This window comes from Alkalicoccus saliphilus, assembly GCF_003044065.1.
GTDB lineage: Bacteria > Bacillota > Bacilli > Bacillales > Salisediminibacteriaceae > Alkalicoccus > Alkalicoccus saliphilus.
Map to the genome: position 1 here is coordinate 154,247 of NZ_PZJJ01000002.1, position 16,088 is coordinate 170,334.

The following is a 16,088-nucleotide window of genomic DNA, read 5'->3' on the forward strand; positions in this document are numbered from 1 at the left end:
GAATGATGAAGGAGGATCTATTGTGAACATTTTAATCACTGGTGCTGCCGGCTTTATAGGAATGCATTTATCAAAAAAGCTGCTTGAAGAAGGGTATGCAGTTACAGGATTTGATAATTTAAATGATTATTATGAAGTGAATTTAAAGAAGGAACGGCTGCGTATTCTAAATGAATATCGCAGTTTTTCTTTTTATAAAGGAGATCTTGCAGACTGGAACTCAGTAAAACAAGTATTTCATAAGTCGAAGCCGGAGATCGTTATTAACCTTGCAGCCCAGGCTGGAGTACGCTACAGTCTGGAAAATCCCCATGCGTATGCGGAATCCAATTTAACAGGTTTTGTGAATATTTTGGAAGCTTCCCGGAAAGCGGAAATCAAACACTTTATTTATGCTTCTTCAAGTTCTGTTTACGGTGCAAATGTTACGATGCCTTTTTCAACTTCTGACGAAGTCAATCATCCAGTGAGCCTGTACGCTGCGACTAAAAAAGCAAATGAACTGATGGCCCACACGTATAGTCATTTATATGGGCTGCCTGCCACCGGACTGCGCTTTTTTACCGTTTACGGCCCCCTTGGCCGACCGGACATGGCTTATTACTCCTTTACAAAAAAAATAATTGAAGGGAAACCGATTAAAGTATTTAACAATGGTGAAATGATGAGAGACTTTACTTATATAGATGATATTACTGCAGGCATTGTTAATCTTCTTCACCACATCCCATCTGCTGATTCGAACTGGGACCGCCGGCATCCCGATCCTGGTTCAAGCTATGCTCCATATAAAGTATATAACATCGGTAACAACAAGCCGGTAAAGCTGATGGACTTTATTAATACGCTTGAAAAACATATTGGTATGCCGGCGGAAAAAGAGTATCTTCCTATGCAGCCGGGGGATGTCCAGGATACGTATGCAGATATTTCTGACCTGGAGAGAGATATTGGATTTAGACCAAAAACTACTATAGACGAAGGGCTGGGGAAATTTGTTGGCTGGTACAAAGAATATTATGGTCTAAGCGGTCAACTGGAACAAAAAATTCATGTTATATAAGGGGGTTTGATTATGAAAGTAAAAAAAGCAATCATTCCGGCAGCAGGTCTCGGAACCAGGTTCCTTCCAGCAACTAAAGCCCAGCCTAAAGAAATGCTTCCTATCGTAGATAAACCAACTATTCAATATATCGTCGAAGAAGCTATTGCGTCAGGGATTGAAGACATCATTATTATCAGCGGCCGCGGCAAGAGAGCAATAGAGGACCACTTTGATAAGTCCTATGAACTCGAAGAAACTCTTCGTCAGAAAGAAAAATTTGCTGTATTAAAAGAAGTTCAGGATATTTCCAATATGGCAAATATTCATTATATACGCCAAAAAGAACCAAAAGGCTTGGGACACGCTATCAGTGTAGCGAAGAACTTTATCGGGGATGAGCCGTTTGCTGTTCTTCTGGGGGACGATATAGTAGAAAGCAGGGACACACCATGTCTGAAACAACTGATAAATGTATTTGATCGATATAATTCTTCGGTTGTCGGAGTGCAGCCTGTTCCGGTTAAGGATGTTTCAAAGTATGGTATTATTTCCTCGCTCACAACTGAAATTGAAGATGGCGTTATACACGTGAAAGATCTTATAGAAAAGCCCTCCATAGAGGAAGCTCCATCTAATAAAGCTATCATGGGCCGGTACATCCTGCGGCCGGAAATATTTGAAATTCTTGAGAAACTTCCACCGGGCTCAGGGAATGAAATTCAGTTGACTGATGCTATCAGAGAGCTGAATAAATCACAGGTAGTACTGGCCTGCGAATTTTCGGGAACTCGTTACGATGTTGGTGATAAGCTTGGCTTTGTTAAAGCGACTGTGGATTTTGCCCTGAACAGGGACGATCTTAAAGAAGAAATGTTGAACTATCTGGAACATTTGGCAGAACAGCATCTTCATAACGTAAAAGCATAAAAGGTCCGCTGCAGGAGGGGAGGAGGGAGATATAGCACAGGTAACAGCAGCAGCTCTGGCAGTGTGCGTTCTTATTTTAGTCTATTATGAGAGCAATGAGAGAATTGTTGTCAAGGAAGAGACAGTATATATAGAAGACCTTCCTGCTTCTTTTGAAAATTACACAATACTTCAAGTCGCGGATCTGCATGAGAAACAATTCGGCAGAAATCAAAAAAGGCTGATTCAGAGAATCAACAATTTATCCTATGATGCGGTGGCTTTTACAGGGGATATGTTAAAAGAAGAAGGAAGCATCGGATATAAACCGGCTTTCGATCTTATAGAAGGAATTGATAATCTCGATAAAGCCTGGTTTGTAACAGGAAACACTGATAAGCAGAAAGAAAGCAGGCGGAACGTTCTTGTAGACGGCTTGGAAAAACGGGGCGTCCCATTGCTTAACGGAGCCGAAATTATTGAAAAGGGGAAAGATAAACTTGTAGTTATAGAATTCGAGGCGCTTCAACGTTACTTTAAGCAGAAAAACAAGTCTGAGGTCTTAAAAGGAGATGGCTTTGAGATTAATCAGCTGGATAAGGCTGTTCAGAACAGTGATGTAATTATCAGTCTTTTCCACTATCCGCTGACCGATGTTTATATTGATGAATTGTTCGAGGAGGGAGTGAATCTCTCTTTGGTCGACCTCCATATTGCAGGTCATTATCATGGAGGTCAGATCCGTATTCCGTTTGTAGGGGCTGTTTTTATTCCTAAAGTGGAGAGGGGATCTTCCAAGTTTTTTCCCAATCAAAGCCGGGTACGCTGGCACTGGGAATACCGGACACTGCAGCAGTATGTGAGTACAGGTCTTGGATCAAGTAACGCTGTACCGTTTCTGGATTTTCGCTTATTTAATCCTCCGGAAATTAACTTGATTACCTTGAAAAGAAAGCAATAAATATACCTCGGTATCTATTTAACAAAAATCATTCCAAATACTGACATAACCTTTCATGTATAACCTTCAATAATCCTCAAACACTTGGAGAGTAAACGATATAAATATATTATTGTAGGGGAAACATCAGAAGGCGGACAAGAAGTGGCCTGCCTTATTAAATAGGAGGAGGAATAAAGAGGATCGGGAAAATAAAAAGTGACAGCTGTGGTAGACATGCAGATAGTAGTGGTGTATTCAGAAGAAATCCGGGAGCGGGCATCTGCCGGGATAACAATGACTGTTGTTCGTACACCGGAAGAATCTAAAAAAAGAACAATACAAGGGGCATTCAAAATGGAACTTGATATTCTGTGAAAACAAATAGAAAACTGCCGGAAGACAAACTAGACAGGTCTTAGAGTCCGCCTGGCTGTATGTATTCTTAAGGAGAACGTTACCGAGGCAAGGAACTTAACCGGAGTTTATAAAGCGTACAGTGAATTGTACAGTTTCAATCAGTAGTTTGCTTCTATTAATCAGCAAACTTTTAAAATTCAATACAAAATTCGAGGCAAACTGCCTGAACTAATAAAAGCAGCTTTATGAATAAATTTCATAAAGCTGCTTTTTTATGTTAATGGAACAGATTGGAAAATAGTTAATTAGTGATTTTTTAGTTTGTTAAAAGGAGGAATACGATGCTGGCGCATTCCGAGAGAAAGGTATTTCATGTGGTTGAAGATAAGAAGCTTTGGGATATGATTATTACACAATTTCCTCAGGCTGACGTGTACTATACACATGCTTATTGCAATTGGACAGCGGAGGCAGAAGGAGGAAAAGCAAAGCTTATTTTTTTCAAATGTGATAATGGTATCATTATTTATCCTGTAATAATCAGAAATATACGGCTTGGCCAGAAAGAAGAAGTATATGACATTACTTCTCCTTATGGATACGGAGGACCGCTGCTGCGTGGAGAGCCAGAAACACTAAGTGAGTTCAAAGAAGCTCTGCGTCATTACTGTACGAAAAACAACATCATATCAGAAGTGATCAGACTGCACCCACTATTAAATAATGCTGAATATATGACGGAATACTGCCCGATCCAGTACGTGCGACAGACTACAGCAGTTAATTTAAAACCTTCCTTGGAGGATATCCGGAGAAATTATTCAAAGATGAATAAGAGAAACATAAAAAAAGCAGTGAAAAATAACGTGGTATGCCGGGAAGTACAAAAAACAGAAGAAAATATAGAATCGTTTTATAATCTGTATAAAGAAACGATGGAAAGAAAACAAGCCTCTTCTTACTATTTCTTTGGTAAAGAATCTCTCAAAAAACAGCTGATTGATACACCAATATCGAAGAGTCATCTTTTATTTGCTTACGACGGGGAAGAAGTAATTTCAGCAGTAGTTCTGTTTACTTCCAATGAACTGGCCCATTACCACCTGGGAGCTTCCCGAAAAGAGTATTTATATTTGAGACCGAACAATTTAATTTTTGATTATATGACAAAGGTATCCAAAGAAGCAGGGTGTCATCTTCTTCATCTTGGGGGAGGTTACCAGGAGAACGACAATTTATTTATGTACAAAACGTCTTTCACGGACAACAACAACTATAATTTTTATATAGGTAAAAGAGTATATGATGAAACTCTTTACAAAGAGATGGAAGAAAGGGCGGGCAGCAGTGCAGAAGAAACATTTTTCCCTTCCTATAGAGCTCCCGTCAGAGAAAAGGTATAGAAAAATGAAAATATAAAGTTATAAAACCTTCTTAAATTAATCTCATCAGCTTAGTAAGATATTCGCCGTCGGTAAAAGTTAAAAAGCGCAACGTATTTCTGAACTTCACCGGAAACCAGAAAATTATAAGAAAGAAGGGATCAAAATGGATGTTATCGGTAAAAAGGTCAGATTAAGAGCTTTAGAGAGAAAAGATATGGAAGATTTGAGAAGTTTTCATAACGATCCGGAAATAGGTAATCTGCTCGGAGGATGGTCACATCCAATTTCTTCCGAGCAGCAGAATCTGTGGTTTGATAAACTTGCATTTGATCATATGAATCTTCGGTTTGCAATTGATACTGAAGAAGACGGCTTCATTGGTATATCGACTATTACGAATATCGATCTTAAAAACCGATCAGCCTATCATGGGATTATTATAGGCAAGAAGAATATGCAGGGGCATGGTTATGGACGGGATACAGTGATGACTACAATGAAATATGCCTTTGAAGAATTACAGCTGCACCGTCTGGATGGAGATATCGTAGAACACAATACCTCCTCCTATAAACTTTATGTAGGAAAGTGCGGATGGAAGGAAGAAGGAAGAAAAAGAGATCATGCATTTAGAAACAACAGATACTATGATCGGCTTATCGTGGGGATTTTAAAAGAAGAATATATGGAATTATGTAAAGAAGGGGGATACTGGAATTCATGATTTCAAAGCGGATAAGGATTAAGAATTACTCGTTCTATTCAAAAGTAATGATTCTTTAAGGAGATCTTTCCTGTTATCTCGATGTTTATAAGTAAAGCCGCAGACTGATCTGAATATGCGACCCATTAATATTAAAATAATTTTTGGAAATCAAATAAGCGCTGGTTGAAAAGCAGAGCAGTCTGCGAAGATACAGGGAAAAGATATCTGAAAATTATCAGCTATAAAGAATAATGTGGCAGGTTATTAAAGGGGAAATTAACAGCTCTAAAAAAATATAAAATATATGGATTATTTTTTAATTAGGATCTGTTAAACCTCCGCGTGTTGTTTTGAAAATCGCCTGCGGCTTTCCTTTCGTCCGGAAGGCTCTGCGCGCTTCCGCAGGCGTCTCTGCCCTGGCATCAGTTCTATGGAATAAAACACAGCGTTCATGTAAAGCAGAAACATTTCTTTTCTCCAAGTATCAAGAGCGAACTTTAACATAGCGTTTGATTAAGAAGAAATTTTGCGTAAAAATTCAATTAAAATTTTTTTGGATAGCAGGTGAAAAAAATGGGTAAACTAGATGGGGCAATTGCTGTAATAACCGGAGGAGCGGGAAATCTTGGCAAGACAGCTGCAGAACTATTTATCAGAGAAGGGGCAAAAGTTGCACTGGTGGACAATAACTCCGAGAAATTAGAGAAAGAGGTAGAAAGATTGACTTCTCTGGGGGAAATCATAAGTATCAAAGCAGATGTAACTAATGAAAATGATGTGAAGAATTATGTAGAAGTTGTAAAGAACAGATGGGGGCGTATCGACGTTTTTTTAAATAATGCTGGTGTCCTGGGAAAAGTGGCCCCACTAGTAAATCAGACAGCAGAGGATTATTATTTTCTCATGGATATTAACGTGAAAGGTGTTTTCCTCGGGCTTAAATACGTTATGCCGGTTATGATCACCCAGAAAAGTGGCAGCATTATAAATACGTCATCTACATCGGGACTGGCAGGAAGTAGTGGAAACTCCTTGTATTCTGCTTCAAAGCATGCAGTAGTAGGCTTGACAAAAACTGCTGCGCTGGAATCTTCATCAGAGGGAGTGCGTGTAAATTCGATCCATCCGTCACCGATAGATTCTGAAATGATGAGAAATATTGAAAAAGAATTGAATAGTGATGATCCGGAAAAAATAAAAGAAAAGATCATCTCCCGTATTCCTGCAGGGAGATATGGCAGCATGAAGGAAGTGGCTGGAGTAATGCTTTTTTTGGCCGGAGAAGATTCTAAATTTATAACCGGATCCCAGTACAGGGTAGACGGTGGGATGGGAGCGAGATAAGCAAAGAGAAGGCGTTTGAAACTTAATACTGCAATTATTCATTTATTATCCATTTCATAAGGTTGATAAACAATGAAAAAGGGTATATATAAATAAAGTAGGAGGAGGTGAGTACGATGAAAAAACGTATTCCTGTTGTTTTGGAAACAGATAGAAAAGACTATGAGCTCGCTATTGAAAATATGATTAGTGAAGGTGGTCCAGCTCATTTGATTTTGATGGAAGATGATAGAGAAGAACAGGAAAAGTCCAAAAAGAAAGAAAAGCCTCTTCACTAGCTTTCAGATTCAATTAATAAGGAAAGGACGGCTCTGGATGATAACATCAAAATTTGTTAACGTATAGGTTCCTATTGTTCTCTGTAAAGCCAGACGAACAGTGGGAACTTTTTTTGTGCCTTTAAAGGTTTTATAAGAGTGATATGAAAATAATAACATAAAGAAGAGTACGTTCCCCTTTGTTTCCATAGCAGTGCTTTCTTACGGACCGGCCTCCGCTGACTTCCCCTCCCACAGGTTGAATCTTCGGATCGTCTTTTGACGCTCCGGAGTGCCCCATATTTCTTCCCACCTACAGTAATGATACAAGGTCATACCTCTATACCCATTGAGAATATGAAGTTTTAAGTATAGTCATTCAACGATTATAGAACGTTATTTTCATACCATGTGGTTGCAGTGATTTTGCTTGAGAGTCTTTACTTTATTGAAGTTCGGTGATTTTTTAACACATACGCTTCCTTACCCTGCTAATGGATATAGGTACATTTTTTTTATAAAGATAAAAAGTGCGTACTGAATAAATGATTTGTTTAGTAATACATAAGTAAAGGGAATGTAAATCGGGTAACCCTTTTTAAATTAGTAACGAGAATACGGAAATTACTAAAGGAGGACATTATGAACACTCATCAACTGTACATTAATGGGCAGTATACGAGCTCAAATTCAAACGAGACAATAAATGTCACCAATCCGGCAACGGAGGAGATTATTTCCATAATTCTGAGTGGAAATGAACATGATGCAGACAAAGCTGTTCAAGCAGCACACGAAGCTCAGTGGGGCTGGGAAAGCACTCCATCCAACGAGCGTGGACGAATAGTCCGTGAGATTGGTCTCAAAATGAACGAGAACAGAGAAAAATTTGTTCATCTGTTGATTGAAGAGCAGGGTAAAAGCAGAGAAATGGCTGAAGGGGAAGTGGATCTTGCCATCGACTACTTTCAGTACATGTCAGAATGGGCACGACGAATTGAAGGAAATATCGTACCAAGCGACCGGCCGAACGAAAACATTTTTATTCATAAACGGGCCATTGGTGTCGTAGCTGGAATAGTTCCATGGAATTTCCCGGTCTTTATTCTGGCAAGAAAGGTGGCCACTTCATTAATAGCCGGGTGTACGATCGTTCTGAAACCGAGCCAGCAGACTCCGAATACAGCTGCATTCTTCACAGAAATGATAGATGAAATGAACATTCTTCCAAAAGGTGTTTATAATTTTATAACAGGTAAAGGCTCAACGCTTGGTAACGCCTTAGCAACTCATGAAAAAGTAGCTATGGTCACGATGACAGGCAGCATTCCAGCTGGAGTAAAAGTAATGGAAGCTGCTGCGCAGAATATTACGAAAGTCAATCTTGAGCTCGGAGGTAAAGCACCGGCGATTGTCACAAAAAATGCTGACATCGATTTGGCTGTGGAGAACATTACAAAAAGCAGAATTGTCAATGCCGGACAGGCTTGTACGAATGCAGAGAGAGTGTATGTACACAAAGACATTGCTTCGGAATTTAATAACCGGCTGACGGAATCTATGAGTGCTGTAACGTATGGAGATCCGCTCCAGGATGACACACTTGATATGGGTCCTCTTGTAAGCAGAGATCGTCTTGAAGAAGTAGATGAAATGGTAAAACACGCAGTGAAAGAAGGCGCCGAAGTACTCACAGGCGGCCGGCCTGCTGACACGGAAAAAGGTTATTTTTATGAGCCCACCGTGATTGGCGGGGCAGAACAGAATATGAAGATTATTCAGGAAGAAATCTTTGGACCGGTTATTCCAATAGTTACATTTGAAAATGTGGATGAAGTCATCCGTATGGCTAATGATTCAGATTATGGTTTGTCATCTTCTCTCTACACGGAAAATTACCACGAAGCAATGAAAATATCCAACAGTCTCCGCTACGGGGAAACATTCGTTAACAGAGAAAATTTTGAAGCAGTGCAGGGGTATCACGCCGGTTTCAGAAAATCCGGAATAGGTGGAACAGACGGACGTCACGGCCTGGAAGATTTTCTGAGCACTCAGGTAGTTTATATGCAGTACAAGGACGACGTGAAATAAACCTTTTCTTTTTTAAACAGACTGTTCACGGCCCCGGCCCTGGACAGTCTGTTTACATAAACAGAATTTCCTGGCGGCATTTAAAGTCCTGGGTTACAATGTAGGCTGTATGATTACAATCGAAGGAGATATTATTAATGACGGATACAATTATAGAACGGCTCCCGGATTTTTTACGTAACAACTGGAAAAATTCCGGATTTTCACAATTTACTCCTATACAGGAAAAAATGCTTCCCCCTGCATTGGAAGGGTATAACATTACAGCGGAAGCGCCGACAGGTTCAGGAAAAACACTGGCTTATCTGCTTCCAGCATTAAAAAAACTGGATAATGATATTAAACAGGCACAGACAGTTATTGTCGTATCTTCCCGGGAATTAGCCATGCAGGTACACCAGGAAGTGGAGCACTGGCTGGAGGGGAGCGGCTATTCCAGCGCGGCCCTGATCGGCGGAGCCAATATTAAGAGACAGCAGGAAAAATTAAAAAAGAAACCGGCTGTAATCGTCGGAACTCCGGGGAGACTTCTGGAGCACGTTTCTTCTAAAAAATTAAAAATGCATGAAGTGTCCACGCTTGTCCTGGATGAGGCGGACCAGCTTTTTGCAAAGGAGCATATTGAGGAAGTGGAAACGCTGCTTACGAGTGTACAGAGAAACTGTCAAAAGCTTATCGTATCAGCAACTATTCCTTCAAGAGTGGAGAAACAGGCTTTTGAAAAAACAAAAGCAATGAAAATGATCCGTATTGAAATCGACGAAGCAATGCTCCAGAATATGGAGCATGTATATCTCGTAGGAGAGCGTCGTGACAAGGCTACTCTTTTAAAAAAGCTTGTGGATATGGAAGATTTCTATGGGATAGCATTCTGCAACGACCGCCGGGAACTCGAAAAATACGGGGAAGGACTCGAGTACAAAGGTAAAAACGTAGTGATCCTCCAAGGAGAAACGAATAAGCAGCAGCGGGAAACCTCGATGCAGAGGTTCAGGAAGAAGGAGATACCAGTTCTTCTGGCTACAGATGTTGCCTCCAGAGGACTGGATCTGCAGAATTTAACTCACGTTATTCAGCTTGATCTGGCTAATGACGTGCATCAGTACATTCACCGGTCCGGCAGAACGGCACGTGCCGGGCGTACCGGGACGGTCGTTTCGATCGTTACTGAAGGAGAACTGGAACGTCTGCTTCAAATCGGGAGCACGCTGGGTCTGAAAATGGTGAAGAAAAGAATTTCACACGGAAAGCTTGTATAGAGGCATTACTGTCGAAGGAGGTTTTTATGCAGATCAGGGAAGCAGGTTTAAAAGATGCCCCGGGTATTGCAAAAGTACATGTGGACAATTGGATTAGTACGTACAACGACGTTTTTCCTGCGCATGTATTTGAAACATGGACTTATGAAAACAGGGAAGAGAGATGGAAAAAGAGTCTGCCTAAAGCTGTAAGCGGAGGCACGATGACGTACGTGGCGGAAGAGGAAGGCGAGATTGCTGCTTTTGCTCTGGCAGGAACTACGAGAGACGCCAGACTGCGTATGCGTTACACGGGAGAGTTTTATGGCATTTATGTACATCCTGACTTTCAAAGACAGGGGCTCGGCCGCAAGCTAATGGAATCCTGCGCCGAACATCTCGCTTCCCAGGGACACAAAAGAGCAGCACTCTGGGTAATAGAAAATAATAAAGAGCAGCCCTTTTTTGAGAAAATGGGGGGAGAAGTGGTTTATGAAGCACCTGTCGAAATAGGTGGTAATAACTACAAAAACATTGCTTACGGATGGGAAGACGTTCAACGTCTTCTTAATCACGAAAAGCTTAATTGAAGCCTTCAATGATAAGGCGTATAAATAATATTTGTAGAAAAGGGTGCCTTAAAAATAAACGATGGTGTAAAGTTTCATCCTTCAAAGTGCATGAATTATGAATGAGCTTCTCAATAAATATTTAATATGGCTGCCCTCAAGTGTCTGGATAACTTGAGGGCTTTTTTATCTGATCTCTATTGTAATGAAAGCTTTCTCCGCAGGGTTGTAAACAATTAAACAGTGAAATATCTGTCAGCTTTTACGGAAACTGCTGCCTTTTTTCTTTTTACGGAGAAGCTCCATCTTGTTAGAAACACGGACTTTCGCTTTCTCAGTTTCAGCCTGCTCGTATTCCACCGAATGAATGTTTTCTCCTTGAAAAGTGACATAGACCCAGGACCCAGCCTCAATATTTTCAGGGAGGTCGGAACTGTCTATCACAAATTCTTTGTTTATGCTTTCTATCAGTACAACTGCATACTTCCCATCTTCTATACGATCAACAAACCCTTTATGAGCTTCCATTTATACCTCTCCTTTATTCTGCACAGGCAAGACCTTCGGATGTGATCTCCTCAAGCCGCACTTCGCCGATCCCATTTACTCTCTCCAAATCTTCCACATCGTTGAAAGGACGCATATCTTTAATATCCCCGGCACGTACAGCACCAACCTCGTGAATCTGCTGAAGTTCCTCTATGGAAGCACTGTTGATGTCAATGCAGTCCTCCGGGCTGGCTGTTTCGTTATTTCCGCTTTGTTCAGATGACATATTTTCATCGGAACCGGATTCCTCTGCTTCTTCCTGGTGTTCTATACTACCTGAAGTATCGGAAGTTACTTCAAGTGTTTCTCCATCAGATGAAACGATAATTGTGCCGTGGATATGCGTAGAGTATATATCTATCCCGGCGTTTTCAACTCTTTCAATAACTTCAGCATGAGGGTGGCCGTATTGATTATTTTCACCGGCAGATACAATAGCAAAACGCGGATCGACTTCCTGAAGAAAGCTGGGCGACGTAGAAGTACCAGAGCCATGGTGACCGAGTTTCAGTACGTCAGATTCAAGGGTGTGTCCTCTGGATATCATGTCTTCTTCCGTATGGGATTCTGCATCTCCAGTAAATAAAAAAGAAGTATTTCCATAGGTGAATTTAGCAGAAAGGGAGCCTTCATGTACGTCTCCAGTAATCTCATCCGGGTTTACTATTTCAATTTCAAGCGGGCCTGCTTCATAAGATTCCCCGGCCCGGGGTTCTTCGTAAGAAGCGTCGCTTGCCATTACTGCATCAAGTACCCGCTCAAACGTAGCGGACTCTGTTTCATCCCCGGACATCCACACTTCTCCCACTTCCAAGTTTTCAAGAATAATATCCATTTGCCCAATATGATCAGCATGGGGGTGACTTCCTATCAATATATCGATCGAATCGGTCCCGTTCGCCGATAAGTAATCAAATACATCCGTATCGTTCCAGTTTCCTGAGTCAAAAAGAATATTGTACTCGTTATCGTCATCCTCAAAAGTCAGCAGAGAAGCATCGGCCTGCCCGGCATCGATATAATGTACCTCAAGTTCTTTTAAATCTTCTGAGGAAACAGACTCAACTGAATTTTCCGTGTTGTTTTCAGATGCCGTCTGTTTGTTGGAAGATGAATTCGATTTTTCTTCGTTGTTTTCCTGGCTGGATTCTGAATTTTCTTCGGCAGCATTAGCGTCAAAGTTCTCGGAAGTGGATTCGGGTTGTTCATTTTCATTATTGATATCGGCCGTACCGCATGCTGTAAGTAGAAAAAGAGTGACTGCACTGCCCAGCTGGATAAAAATTTTCATTGAACCGTCCTCCTATTTAATTCTGAATAATAATTTTGTTTGTAAATAATAAAGCAGTTTATATGCTCGGAAGAAGCTCTATCAGCAGTTACCCAACAAACTTTTTACGCTGTGTAAGGAGGATGGCATCTGCTGCAGCCGACCCATACACCCATATTTATTTTCGGGACAGCCTTTTTATGTAATGATCGTAAAGTTTATTATTGTTTGCTGTGGAAAATAAAACTCACTTTGCCCCGTGCTAAAAAAAATGCCATTGACCTCTTCTTTAAGTACAGAGGAGAGCGGTTCATTCATATTGGTAAGTTTATCACATGCTGAATCCGCTTGGAATAAAAAGGGAGGTTTGCAGAAATTTAAACAGCTGCAGCTGTCGATTGTTCTGGTTTTTCTCTCTATTTCAGTAAGTACGTGGATTCTGGTGGCGAAAATTTTCCATATGGACATTTTTGTTTTACAGCCCTTTGAATAAAAATGAAAAAGCTGCCTGAAGCAAGGAATGCTTCGGGCAGCTGAATCAGTTTCTGAGCAGAACAAATTAATGGTTTAGTGAGATTGTTTCATTTTTAATAACAACTTCAACAGTATCAATCTCCTCCTCATCAAGGATCAGCTCAGTGATCCGATCTTCCAGTTGATCCTGAATGGTACGACGCAGCGGCCTTGCTCCAAATTCTTTATGATAACCAAGCTCTGCCAGTTTTGCTTTCGCCTCATCGGAAACTGTTATTTTAATATGCTGTTCCTGAAGTGTTTCCTCAAGTTCTTTCAGCATAAGCTCTACTATTTCCACAAGGTGCTCCTGTTCGAGACGGTTAAATTCGATAATTGCGTCGAAACGATTCAGAAATTCCGGCTTGAAGTGGGCGGACAGATTTTCAAGAATGCTTTCTTCCTTAACGGAATCACTGACTCCAAAGCCGATGGAAGCTTGACCGGAATTACCGGTGCCGGCGTTACTGGTCATAATAATGACCGTATCCTTGAAGCTCACTGTACGGCCCTGACTATCCGTTAAACGTCCGTCTTCCATAATTTGAAGAAACATATGCTGCACGTCAGGGTGTGCTTTTTCAATTTCATCCAGCAGGATAATGGAGTACGGATTACGTCGAACTTTTTCAGTCAGCTGCCCCGCTTCTTCGTGGCCGACGTATCCGGGAGGTGAACCAATAAGTTTAGATACGGCGTGTTTTTCCATATATTCACTCATATCAAGCCTGTGCATCGCTTCCTTGGAGCCAAACATTTCTGCTGCAAGAGTTTTAGACAGCTCTGTTTTGCCGACTCCTGTCGGGCCGACAAACAGGAAGGATCCAATTGGACGGTGTCTTGCTTTCAGTCCGGCACGTGATCTGCGGACTGCTTTGGCAACTTTCTGAACAGCTTCTTCCTGACCGATAACTTTTCCTGAAAGATTTTCGGCAAGGTGTTTCATTTTGGACACTTCGTTTTCCTGAAGTTTTCCTACAGGAATTCCGGTTTTCTTTTCAATAATGGACTGGATATTAATATCTTCAACCAAAGCATCATTATTTTTTGGAGCCGCAGTTAATTTTTTTTCAAGAAGCTCTTCTTCGTCCCGCAGTTTTGCTGCCGCTTCATAGTTTTCCTCTTGAAGTGCGGTTTCTTTTTCTTTACTGATAGAGGCCAGACGTTCCTCAATGGCGCTGGTTCCACCGCCTTCAGTATTCAGGTTCATTTTTGCACCCGCTTCATCCATTAGATCGATAGCTTTATCTGGAAGGAAGCGGTCCTGGATATAGCGGTGGGAAAGAGTAACGCAGGCTCTTACCGCTTCATCGGTAAATTTTACTTCGTGATAATCTTCATACTTGCTTTGAATGCCTTTCAGAATTTCAACAGCTTCCTCGATTGTCGGTTCATTCACCATAACCGGCTGGAACCGGCGTTCGAGAGCTCCATCTTTTTCAATATTACGGTATTCTTTAAGTGTGGTAGCTCCAATTACCTGGAGCTCTCCCCGTGCGAGGGCAGGCTTTAGAATGTTACCGGCATCCATTGAACCTTCAGCTTTTCCTGCTCCGGCGATCTGGTGAATTTCATCAATAAACAATAGTACATTTTTACGCTGCTGGAGTTCAGAAATAATTTGTTTCATTCTTTCTTCAAACTGACCGCGGATCCCCGTGTCTGCAACAAGAGAAGCAACATCGAGCAGGTACACTTCCTTGTTGAGAAGCTTGGAGGGCACGTTTCCTTCACTGATTTTTAGTGCGAGCCCTTCTGCAATAGCTGTTTTGCCTACACCAGGTTCCCCGATTAAAACGGGATTGTTTTTATTGCGACGGTTCAAAATTTCTATAACCCGCTCTACTTCGTTGTCCCGTCCGATGACCGGGTCAATTAATCCGGCTTTTGCTGCATTGGAAAGATTGGTTCCTAAATCATCCAGCAGTCCGCCGTTTCCAGACTTATCATGAGAAGGAGATTCTGCAGAGACCTGTCCTTCGGGAGAGGCATTTCCAAACTGTTTGAATAAATCGTTTTGAAAACTGCCGCTTGGAGTCCGGTAAGTGCTCTGAATCTCCTGGAAGCAGGTTTGACAAAGTTTCATATCGTGCCTGGACTGATTGTTCTGAACACGTACGTTAACGGTTGCTTCCCGTATTTGACAATGCTGGCATTTCATTAGAAATAACCTCCTTGAATAAATTTTATAGAAAACATGATGAATTTGACTTTGACTATCTTTGACTATATTATAATTTGACTAAGTTTGACTTTCAAGTGTTTTGCATTAAATTATTGATAGTCAGTAAAGGTGAGCAGGGAGGTACCGTCTCACCGATTTCAGCGGCGGAAACACACAGGAATAAATACTCTCCACCTATATAATCTATGAGGAGAGTTCACGATGACACAACTTAATTCTTCACCCTTCAGTGATTTTAGTAATAATTTTGCTGCAACCCGTGATATATGTTTGATGAGAATAAAGAGGGTTCTATAACTTATATATCTTGATATACTTTTATAATATTCGGGGAGGCTTATTACATTTATGAAAAACTTATAAAAACGAAGCGGAAACCGGCCCGTGGAAGAAGGAGATTGGAGGATAGGGCGCAGCCTGCCCGAAAACCTCCTCCACGGCAGGCCGGTTGAAAGCGAAGTGTTTCTCCAGCCGTCAGCGAACTTTAACACAGCTTTAAATTAAGGCTGCCTTGGAAATAAAAAATGAACGTTCGCTTTCGTTTCCGGGGAGAGGCGTTCCGAGCGGACCGGCCTTCGCTGATTTCATCCCAAGGGGATGGCTCCGCCCAGCTGAAAGAAGGGGACACCGACCGGCTTCCATTCCTTTCAAAAACGCCGGCTGGCTTAGCTTCTGCACGCTCTGGAGTTCCTGTATGTCCACTACAGCTTACGGTAAAAAAGAAAGT

Annotated in this window: 14 protein-coding genes; 11 read left to right on the plus strand and 3 right to left on the minus strand. The window is 41.3% G+C overall.

Going from position 1 to position 16,088, the window contains the following annotated elements; all coding sequences use genetic code 11:
- The first annotated feature begins 22 nt into the window (after nt 1–22).
- From C6Y45_RS02320 to C6Y45_RS02360, 11 genes are all read left to right on the plus strand, one after another.
- Nucleotides 23–1,063 carry an NAD-dependent epimerase gene (locus C6Y45_RS02320; protein ID WP_107583413.1) on the plus strand — a complete coding sequence of 347 codons (1,041 nt, stop codon included), beginning with the start codon at nt 23–25 and terminating at the stop codon, nt 1,061–1,063.
- A 12-nt stretch (nt 1,064–1,075) separates the two neighbouring features.
- Nucleotides 1,076–1,972, plus strand: coding sequence for a UTP--glucose-1-phosphate uridylyltransferase GalU (galU, locus tag C6Y45_RS02325; protein ID WP_107583414.1), 897 nt, complete (start codon nt 1,076–1,078; stop codon nt 1,970–1,972).
- A 61-nt stretch (nt 1,973–2,033) separates the two neighbouring features.
- Entirely contained in the window at nt 2,034–2,912 is an 879-nt protein-coding gene (locus tag C6Y45_RS02330) for a metallophosphoesterase (RefSeq protein ID WP_160058081.1), read from the plus strand.
- A gap of 198 nt (nt 2,913–3,110) precedes the next feature.
- Nucleotides 3,111–3,269, plus strand: a complete 159-nt coding sequence (locus C6Y45_RS17280; protein ID WP_160058082.1) for a hypothetical protein — start codon at nt 3,111–3,113, stop codon at nt 3,267–3,269.
- A gap of 323 nt (nt 3,270–3,592) precedes the next feature.
- Complete coding sequence (locus C6Y45_RS02335; protein ID WP_107583416.1) at nt 3,593–4,654, plus strand: lipid II:glycine glycyltransferase FemX; 1,062 nt, start codon at nt 3,593–3,595, stop codon at nt 4,652–4,654.
- A gap of 145 nt (nt 4,655–4,799) precedes the next feature.
- The gene (locus C6Y45_RS02340; RefSeq protein ID WP_107583417.1) at nt 4,800–5,360 is read left to right on the plus strand and encodes a GNAT family N-acetyltransferase; all 561 of its coding nucleotides are present in this window, start codon (nt 4,800–4,802) and stop codon (nt 5,358–5,360) included.
- A 555-nt stretch (nt 5,361–5,915) separates the two neighbouring features.
- Entirely contained in the window at nt 5,916–6,686 is a 771-nt protein-coding gene (locus C6Y45_RS02345; RefSeq protein WP_107583418.1) for an SDR family NAD(P)-dependent oxidoreductase, read from the plus strand.
- A gap of 116 nt (nt 6,687–6,802) precedes the next feature.
- Nucleotides 6,803–6,964 carry a hypothetical protein gene (locus tag C6Y45_RS17285; RefSeq protein ID WP_160058083.1) on the plus strand — a complete coding sequence of 54 codons (162 nt, stop codon included), beginning with the start codon at nt 6,803–6,805 and terminating at the stop codon, nt 6,962–6,964.
- A gap of 621 nt (nt 6,965–7,585) precedes the next feature.
- A complete protein-coding gene (gene aldA / locus C6Y45_RS02350; RefSeq protein ID WP_107583419.1) occupies nt 7,586–9,037 on the plus strand; it encodes an aldehyde dehydrogenase in 1,452 nt (483 codons plus the stop codon).
- Nucleotides 9,038–9,174: 137 nt separating this feature from the next.
- Nucleotides 9,175–10,296 carry a DEAD/DEAH box helicase gene (locus C6Y45_RS02355; protein WP_107583420.1) on the plus strand — a complete coding sequence of 374 codons (1,122 nt, stop codon included), beginning with the start codon at nt 9,175–9,177 and terminating at the stop codon, nt 10,294–10,296.
- Between the two features lie 26 nt (nt 10,297–10,322).
- Nucleotides 10,323–10,865 (plus strand): GNAT family N-acetyltransferase, encoded by a 543-nt coding sequence (locus C6Y45_RS02360; RefSeq protein ID WP_107583421.1) that lies wholly within the window; start codon nt 10,323–10,325, stop codon nt 10,863–10,865.
- 234 nt (nt 10,866–11,099) lie between these two features.
- On the opposite strand, the gene C6Y45_RS02365 is transcribed toward C6Y45_RS02360, so the two are convergent.
- From C6Y45_RS02365 to C6Y45_RS02375, 3 genes are all read right to left on the minus strand, one after another.
- Complete coding sequence (locus C6Y45_RS02365; RefSeq protein WP_107583422.1) at nt 11,100–11,372, minus strand: DUF3006 domain-containing protein; 273 nt, start codon at nt 11,370–11,372, stop codon at nt 11,100–11,102.
- A 13-nt stretch (nt 11,373–11,385) separates the two neighbouring features.
- Nucleotides 11,386–12,684 carry an MBL fold metallo-hydrolase gene (locus C6Y45_RS02370; RefSeq protein WP_107583423.1) on the minus strand — a complete coding sequence of 433 codons (1,299 nt, stop codon included), beginning with the start codon at nt 12,682–12,684 and terminating at the stop codon, nt 11,386–11,388.
- A gap of 538 nt (nt 12,685–13,222) precedes the next feature.
- Entirely contained in the window at nt 13,223–15,337 is a 2,115-nt protein-coding gene (locus C6Y45_RS02375; protein ID WP_107583424.1) for an ATP-dependent Clp protease ATP-binding subunit, read from the minus strand.
- Between the last annotated feature and the right edge of the window lie 751 nt (nt 15,338–16,088).

What these genes read in the sequence shown, in the direction of transcription:
- galU (WP_107583414.1), top strand. Translation starts at nt 1,076, where the DNA reads ATGAAAGTAAAAAAAGCAATCATTCCGGCAGCAGGTCTCGGAACCAGG.
- C6Y45_RS02335 (WP_107583416.1), top strand. Translation starts at nt 3,593, where the DNA reads ATGCTGGCGCATTCCGAGAGAAAGGTATTTCATGTGGTTGAAGATAAG.
- C6Y45_RS02340 (WP_107583417.1), top strand. Translation starts at nt 4,800, where the DNA reads ATGGATGTTATCGGTAAAAAGGTCAGATTAAGAGCTTTAGAGAGAAAA.
- C6Y45_RS02345 (WP_107583418.1), top strand. Translation starts at nt 5,916, where the DNA reads ATGGGTAAACTAGATGGGGCAATTGCTGTAATAACCGGAGGAGCGGGA.
- C6Y45_RS17285 (WP_160058083.1), top strand. Translation starts at nt 6,803, where the DNA reads ATGAAAAAACGTATTCCTGTTGTTTTGGAAACAGATAGAAAAGACTAT.
- aldA (WP_107583419.1), top strand. Translation starts at nt 7,586, where the DNA reads ATGAACACTCATCAACTGTACATTAATGGGCAGTATACGAGCTCAAAT.
- C6Y45_RS02355 (WP_107583420.1), top strand. Translation starts at nt 9,175, where the DNA reads ATGACGGATACAATTATAGAACGGCTCCCGGATTTTTTACGTAACAAC.
- C6Y45_RS02360 (WP_107583421.1), top strand. Translation starts at nt 10,323, where the DNA reads ATGCAGATCAGGGAAGCAGGTTTAAAAGATGCCCCGGGTATTGCAAAA.
- C6Y45_RS02365 (WP_107583422.1), bottom strand. Translation starts at nt 11,372, where the DNA reads ATGGAAGCTCATAAAGGGTTTGTTGATCGTATAGAAGATGGGAAGTAT.
- C6Y45_RS02370 (WP_107583423.1), bottom strand. Translation starts at nt 12,684, where the DNA reads ATGAAAATTTTTATCCAGCTGGGCAGTGCAGTCACTCTTTTTCTACTT.
- C6Y45_RS02375 (WP_107583424.1), bottom strand. Translation starts at nt 15,337, where the DNA reads ATGAAATGCCAGCATTGTCAAATACGGGAAGCAACCGTTAACGTACGT.